Origin of the sequence: Acidovorax sp., assembly GCF_022763525.1 — a bacterium.
In the GTDB taxonomy this organism is placed as follows: Bacteria; Pseudomonadota; Gammaproteobacteria; order Burkholderiales; family Burkholderiaceae_C; genus Acidovorax.
This window is the reverse complement of record NZ_JALEGG010000071.1, coordinates 1-6,923: the sequence shown is the minus strand read 5'-3', so window position 1 is coordinate 6,923 and position 6,923 is coordinate 1. Positions and strand designations below refer to the sequence as shown.

The following is a 6,923-nucleotide window of genomic DNA, read 5'->3' as shown; positions in this document are numbered from 1 at the left end:
GTCGGCCGTAACGTCCTGTGCGCCGTAGCTGGGGCGGGGGGCCACCAGCGGCGCTGCTGGGCGCACCCGCCTGCGGCGGCGGCGGGGCCGCGCTGTGGTGGCCGCGGCCATCACATCCAGCGCAGGGCCAGGGCCGCGCCCAGGTAGAAGCCGATTTCGCTGACCTGCTGCGTGGCCCCCAGGCAGTCCCCTGTGAAGCCTTGCAGCCGGCGCGCAAACCAGCGGCCCATCCAGGCGGCAGCGAGGGCGCTGGCCAGCAAGGATGCTATGAAATACGGAGCTGGTTGCGCTTGCCAGACAAGCGCCAGCGGCCAAAAACACCATAAAGCTGCTGCGGCCAGCGCTGCGCCCGAAATCTGGTCGGCCAGCGGCTTGCTTTTGGACCGGGCGGTGTCGCCCACATGCGGCAGGCTGCGCACGATGAGCAGCGGCCAGAAGCGCGACACCACGTGCGCCCCCACCAGGGCGGTCAGCGCGGCCAGCAGGCTGTGCGCGCCCAGCAGCGCCAGCAGGCTCAGTTTGGCCAACAGCGCCAGCACCAGCGCCATGGCACCGAAGGCGCCGATGCGCGAGTCCTTCATGATGTCCAGCGCCCGTTCGCGGTCGGCACTGCCCCCCAAGCCGTCGGCCACATCGGCCAGTCCGTCTTCATGAAAGCCGCCGGTCATCAGCACCGTGGCGATGGTGCAGAACACCGCCGCTACGGCCGGGGCGAAGGGATTGGGTGCCAGGGCCCAGTGCAGCGCGGCAAACACGGTGGCCGACAGCAGCGCCGCCAGCCAGCCAATGCCCGGAAAGTGCGCCGCGCTCGCCCGCAGCATGGCGGGGCTGTAACCCACCCAGTCCGCCAGGCGCCCGGTGATGGGGATGCGCGTGAAGAACTGCACGGCCAGCAGATAGTGGCGCAGGGCTTGCATGGCAGGGAATGTCAAATTTGATAGCTGCCAGCGCTTTATGTACAAGCGCTGGAGGCCAATTTGATCAATATTCCAATCACTTGGATCGCAGAAACAGCCGGTAGGCCGGGTTCAGTGTCTCTTCCACATACGGATAGCCCAGCGTGGCCAGGAAGGCGTCGAAGGCAGCCTTGTCTTCGGAAGGCACCTGCATGCCTACGAGGATGCGGCCATAGTCCGCTCCCTGGTTGCGGTAGTGGAACAGGCTGATGTTCCATGTCGGCTGCATCAGGCTCAGGAACTTGAGGAGCGCCCCGGGCCGCTCGGGGAAGGTGAAGCGCATCAGGCGCTCGTCCTGCGCCAGGGCCGAATGCCCGCCCACCAGGTGGCGCAGGTGTTCCTTGGCCAGTTCGTCGTGGGTCAGGTCCAGTGCCTCGAAGCCGTGGCGGCCGAAGTTCTTGGCGATTTTCTCCGACTCGCCCTTGCCATTAGTGGTGAGGCCCACGAACACATGGGCCTGGGCCGCGTCGCTGATGCGGTAGTTGAACTCGGTCACGTTGCGCGGACCGCCCGGCAGGCCGCCGATCACTTCGCAAAAGCGGCGGAAGCTGCCGCGTTCTTCGGGAATGGTGACGGCCAGCAGTGCCTCGCGCTCCTCGCCCACCTCGGCGCGCTCCGCCACGAAGCGCAGGCGGTCGAAGTTCATGTTGGCGCCGCACAGGATGGCAGCGTACGTCTCGCCCTTGGTCTTGTGGGTGGACACGTATTGCTTGATGGCGGCCACGGCCAGGGCGCCAGCGGGCTCCACGATGCTGCGCGTGTCCACGAAGATGTCCTTGATGGCGGCGCAGACGGCGTCGGTGTCCACCGTGATGAAATCGTCCACCAGGCCGCTGCGGGCGATGCGGAAGGTTTCCTCGCCCACCAGCTTGACGGCGGTACCGTCGGAGAACAGGCCCACATCCGCCAGCGTGACGCGCTCATGCGCCTTCACTGACTGGATCATGGCGTCCGAGTCGTTCATCTGCACGCCAATGACCTTGATCTCGGGCCGCACGGCCTTGATGTAGTTGGCCACGCCCGAGATCAGCCCGCCGCCGCCAATGGCCACGAACACGGCATCGAGCTGGTTGCTGCCCAGGCTTTGCAGCTGGCGCAGGATCTCCATGGCGATGGTGCCCTGGCCGGCAATCACGTCCGGGTCGTCGAATGGGTGCACAAAGGTCAGGCCCTGCTCCTTTTCGAGCTTCAGCGAGTGCCCGTAGGCATCGGAGTAGCTCTCGCCAAACAGCACCACTTCGCCGCCCAGCGTCTTCACGCCATCGATCTTGAGCTGGGGCGTGGTGGTGGGCATCACGATGACGGCCCGCACGCCCAGCTTGTGGGCGCTCATCGCCACGCCCTGGGCATGGTTGCCGGCTGAGGCGCAGATCACCCCGCGCGCCAACTGCTCGGGCGTGAGGTGCGCCATTTTGTTGTAGGCGCCGCGCAGCTTGAAGCTGAAAACCGGCTGCTGGTCTTCGCGCTTGAGCAGCACTTTGTTGTGCAGGCGGCGGCTGAGGTTCTTGGCGGGCTCCAGGGCCGACTCCGAGGCCACGTCGTACACGCGGGCGGTCAGGATCTTCTTGAGGTAGTCAGCAGGGGTGAGGGAGAGAGTCATGGCGAGGGCAGGTGGGCCGGCGCAGGCAGCGGCGCGGGGCCACATCATAGGGGGTCGGTCCGCGGCGGCGGGGCGCCGCAGGGCTGGGCGGGGCCTGGCATGAGCAGCCAAAAAAAAGCCCCGGGCCGTGAGGCCTGGGGCTAATCCATCCTTTGAGGAGATGGAGGAGACAATCGGTGCGGGGTGCAAGGCTGAAGTTTGCTTGCCTTGCGCCATCTGCCTTGTCGTTTCTGACGAAATCGGCAGCGCATGGGCGAAGTTTACCGCGAGACTTGCTGCATTGCAGCAAAATCTTTAGTCAAATTCGATTCGTCAAGCCGAACCGTGCGAAAAAAACCACGCAATACCGCGTAAATACGCAATCAGTGACGCAAAACACCCAGGAGAAAAATCAATGGAATGCACAGTAAGTTGGACCGGCGCCGCAGGAACTCGCTCTGGCATGGGGTTTGTGGCCGAAACGGGAAGTGGTCATGTTCTGGCCATGGACGGCGCGCCAGATGCGGCCCAGCCAGCCAACGGCGGTCAGAACCTCGCCCCCCGGCCGATGGAAACCGTGCTGGCAGGCACCGGTGGCTGCACCGCCTACGACGTGGTGCTCATCCTCAAGCGCGGCCGCCACGACGTTCGAGGTTGCAGCGTCAAGCTGACCACCGAGCGCGCTCAGACCGACCCCAAGGTGTTCACGAAGATCCACATGCATTTCACCGTGACCGGCCGGGGTATCCCGCCTGCGGCGGTGGAGCGCGCGATCGCCATGAGCCACGACAAGTACTGCTCGGCCAGCATCATGCTGGGCAAGACCGCAGAGATCACGACCGCGTTCGACGTGCTGGAAGCTTGATCCTCTGCTGGGAGGTTGTCGTCCCCGTGCCTCGGCTGGATGCCGCCAGCCTCGTTCAGGCGTTCAAGCGTTCAGATGCGGTGTGCGGTGGTGGTCATCACCTTCGCGGCCATCCGCATCGCGGCGCGCACCGGGGGCGGCAATGTCACGGCGCCTCTCGCACGTGCTTCGGTTGCGTGGCGCTGCTCGTCCTCTTTCATGCGCCCCACGACGGCCCGCGACGCCAGGTCTTGCGCCGGCAGTCGGGCGAGGTGGCTTTCAAGGTGTGCTGCCACTTGGTCTTCTGTCTCCGCGACAAATCCCAGGCTGGCCTGGTCGCTGACCTTGGCCGCCACAGCGCCCAGGGCGAAAGCTCCGGCAAACCACAACGGGTTCAGCAGGCTGGGACGTGCGCCCAGCGCCTCCAGGCGCTGGCGGGTCCAGGCGAGGTGGTCGGTCTCCTCGCGCGCGGCTTCAAGCAAGTGCGCGCGCAATTGGGGGTCACGCGTTACGGCGGCTTGGCCGGTGTACAGCGCCTGGGCGCATACTTCTCCTACATGGTTCACGCGCATCAACGCACCAGCCAGACGCTTCTCGCTGGGGTCGAGCTTACCCTCGTCAATGCCCTGAGCAGGTGAGCGCTCGCTAGCATGGGGAGGGGCAAAAAGGGTGCGTAAAGCCCTGTCGGCAGCTGATAGCAAAGAGTCCATGAATGCTTCCAGATTGGCAAGGGTGCAGATACAGAAATTTCACTTGGATACAAGTTTTGAAGAGCTGGCGAGCCTTGCTGCACTGCGTAGAAATCGATTTTGCCCGGGCTCGCCGAAATGTTGCAACACTGCAACGATTTTCCCCTTTCGGATCGTTTGTGGGTGAATTCCTTTGCGAAACCGGTCCGGGTCTGGTGCAATAAGAACAACTTCCCCACCAGGAGGTTGGCCCGGGGAACCGGCGGGACTGTGCAGGTGCTTTCACCATAGACCCCCCGTACCGGAGCCCGATGTTTAACCTTGGAGTAACTCGCAATGAAAAAATCCCTGATTGCCCTGGCTGTGCTGGCTGCTTCCGGCGCTGCAATGGCTCAATCTTCCGTGACCCTGTTCGGTATCGTGGACGCGACCTACGCCTACGGTTCCGGCAGCGTTGCCAACAAGTCGCAACTGACGAACTCCGGCTACAACAGCAGCCGTCTGGGTTTCCGCGGCGTTGAAGATCTGGGTGGCGGCATGTCCGCTTCGTTCCACCTCGAAGCTGGCCTGAACAACGACAACGGTTCCGGCGCTACCACCAGCACCAACAACCAAGGCGCCAGCGGTGTTACCGGCGGCGGCGGCCTGACCTTCAACCGTCGTTCCACCGTCAGCCTGAACGGCGGCTTCGGTGAAGTGCGTCTGGGCCGTGACTACACGCCCCAATTCTGGAACCTGACCGTGTTCGATCCCTTCGGCACGAACGGCGTTGGCACGACCCAAACCCTGAACTCCAGCCTGGGCGGTCCTACCACTGTCCGCGCTTCGAACGCCATCGGCTACTTCCTGCCTGGCAACCTGGGCGGTTTCTACGGTCAAGCCCAGTACTACATGGGTGAAAACCTGAGCAACGCTGCCAACAAGAAGGACGGCAACGGCCTGGCTCTGCGCGCTGGTTACGCCAACGGCCCCATCAACGTGGCTCTGGCTTTCTCTGACACCAAGTTCCTGTCGGGCAACATCAAGGCTGTGAACGTGGGCGGCGCTTACGATCTGGGCATGGCCAAGATCATGGCTCACTACAGCCAAGACGACGTCAAGAACGGCGCAGAAGGCAAGGGCTTCCTGATCGGTGGTCTGGTGCCCGTGGGCGCTGGCGAAATCCGTCTGGCTTACTCCACCTACAAGATCGACACCGTGGGTGCTGATCCCCGTACGAACAAGATCGCTCTGGGCTACGTGCACAACCTGTCCAAGCGCACCGCTCTGTACGCAACGTACGCTCACGTGAGCAACAAGAACGGCGCTGCTCAATCCCTGAACGGTTCCGTGACTGCTGCTGGCGACAACTCCAACGGCTACGACTTCGGTATCAAGCACAGCTTCTAATATCGGACTGGCTTCAGCCAGTTTTCGATGCCAAAGCTAAAAGCCGCCTTCGGGCGGCTTTTTTTATTTCCTGCTCGTTTTGTACCTTTCGGCGGGTGAGGTAAAAGTTTGCGGCGTCACGGATTCTTGTTGGTCCGCCCCAGGGTCGTGGAGTGGGTGTTGCTTTCGTGCGCGCGCAGGGTGAAACGGAGGCCTTCGGCCGTGGACACGCTGAATGGGTGTGGAAGGTTGTGCGCGGTAGGTGTGTGCGGCTGAGGCAGCGAAGCGAGATGCGCGAAAACAGATGATCGCGTGGTGCCACCGAAAGCCCATCGCAGACCGAGGTGGCGGTAGCGCCCGACGCCGGTTTGATGCGGGGTTGGTTGCAGGCTTGTGCCCTGCTGCCCCGCAGCCTCTCAGACGCAGGCATTGCTGCTCCTCGAAGCCCTTTGTGCCCTTTGTGCAGCTCTCAACTGACTGAAGCGTTCTCGCGCGACAGGCTTTATCGGGCGAGGAAGGGACCCAGCCGTGGCATGCATTTCTAGTCCGAATTCCAGCGCATCAGGTTTTGGAGCTTGCCCAACGGACGGACAGGCAGGATGGGCGAGAGATCCACAACGCCACCGTTTACAGCGCCCTCATGATCCGGCGCATCCCTGGGCGGCTGCACAAGCATCCGCATTGACGGGCGAGGACTGCCGACCCTGAGTCTCTGGCGTCGGCGCGGATATAGGCGGTTGCACTCCCATGTAACTGAGGGCACAACGCCCCCAGCGATTGCGCAGAGGACAGCCGTTGCAGGCTCTGAGAGAACCACTCTTACCCTGTCACCTAGGTGTCTCAGCCCTTCATTTTTGGTGCAGATTGCTGGCACCATCCTTGCGTGCTCCAGCCCCGCCCGTGGCCGTTTAGAGGCCCTTCAGGGCATCCGGAATTCAGGGATTTCCCGTTGGCTATAGAGCAACCTTTACTGCATAGTAAAACTTTTACTCAAGAGGGTTCCATGAAACTCAAATACAGTCTTTTGGCGGTCGCTGCGGCTGCTGCACTGCTCGCAGCGCCAGCCTTGCAGGCGAAGCCTTTCAAGTGGGCGAGCCAGGGCGAGATTTCAACGTGGGACATCCATTCCCAGAACAATGCGCTGCAAAACGGCCTTCACGCCAATGTGTATGAGAGCCTGGTCTACTACAACAGCAAGACCTTTGAAGTGGAGCCCGTGCTTGCCACGTCCTGGAAGGAAATCAGCCCCACGCAGGTGCGCTTCACGTTGCGCCAAGGGGTGAAGTTCCATGATGGCTCGGCCTTCACGGCAGACGACGCGGTCTACTCGCTGCAGCGAGCCATGGCGAAGACTTCCAACTTCACCCCCTACGTCCAGGGGATCAGCAAGATCAACAAGGTGGACGCGCAGACCATTGACGTCATCCTGAGCGCACCCAACCCCGTGCTGCTGCGCCAGATGACCGAACTGCGCATGATGAGCAAGG

6 protein-coding genes are annotated in these 6,923 nt (G+C 62.8%); 3 read left to right on the top strand and 3 right to left on the bottom strand.

Annotated elements, in window-relative coordinates; genetic code table 11:
- Positions 1-110: 110 nt before the first annotated feature.
- Together cobS and ilvA are read right to left on the bottom strand one after the other, a co-directional pair.
- The gene (gene cobS, locus MRY84_RS05260; protein ID WP_291504695.1) at positions 111-917 is read right to left on the bottom strand and encodes an adenosylcobinamide-GDP ribazoletransferase; all 807 of its coding nucleotides are present in this window, start codon (positions 915-917) and stop codon (positions 111-113) included.
- Between the two features lie 76 nt (positions 918-993).
- The gene (gene ilvA, locus MRY84_RS05255; RefSeq protein WP_291504694.1) at positions 994-2,556 is read right to left on the bottom strand and encodes a threonine ammonia-lyase, biosynthetic; all 1,563 of its coding nucleotides are present in this window, start codon (positions 2,554-2,556) and stop codon (positions 994-996) included.
- Between the two features lie 394 nt (positions 2,557-2,950).
- Between ilvA and MRY84_RS05250 the strand changes: the two genes are divergently transcribed.
- A complete protein-coding gene (locus MRY84_RS05250; RefSeq protein WP_291504693.1) occupies positions 2,951-3,400 on the top strand; it encodes an OsmC family protein in 450 nt (149 codons plus the stop codon).
- A 71-nt stretch (positions 3,401-3,471) separates the two neighbouring features.
- Here the strand turns inward: MRY84_RS05250 and coq7 are convergent, their stop codons facing one another.
- Complete coding sequence (gene coq7, locus MRY84_RS05245; protein WP_291504692.1) at positions 3,472-4,089, bottom strand: 2-polyprenyl-3-methyl-6-methoxy-1,4-benzoquinone monooxygenase; 618 nt, start codon at positions 4,087-4,089, stop codon at positions 3,472-3,474.
- A 315-nt stretch (positions 4,090-4,404) separates the two neighbouring features.
- On the opposite strand from coq7, the gene MRY84_RS05240 reads away from it, so the two are divergent.
- Both MRY84_RS05240 and MRY84_RS05235 read left to right on the top strand, forming a co-directional pair.
- Positions 4,405-5,457: a porin gene (locus tag MRY84_RS05240; RefSeq protein ID WP_291504691.1), complete on the top strand. Its 1,053-nt coding sequence runs from the start codon at positions 4,405-4,407 to the stop codon at positions 5,455-5,457.
- A 982-nt stretch (positions 5,458-6,439) separates the two neighbouring features.
- Positions 6,440-6,923, top strand: a 484-nt coding sequence (locus tag MRY84_RS05235) for an ABC transporter substrate-binding protein (RefSeq protein WP_291504690.1), incomplete at its 3' end; no start/stop codon positions are given.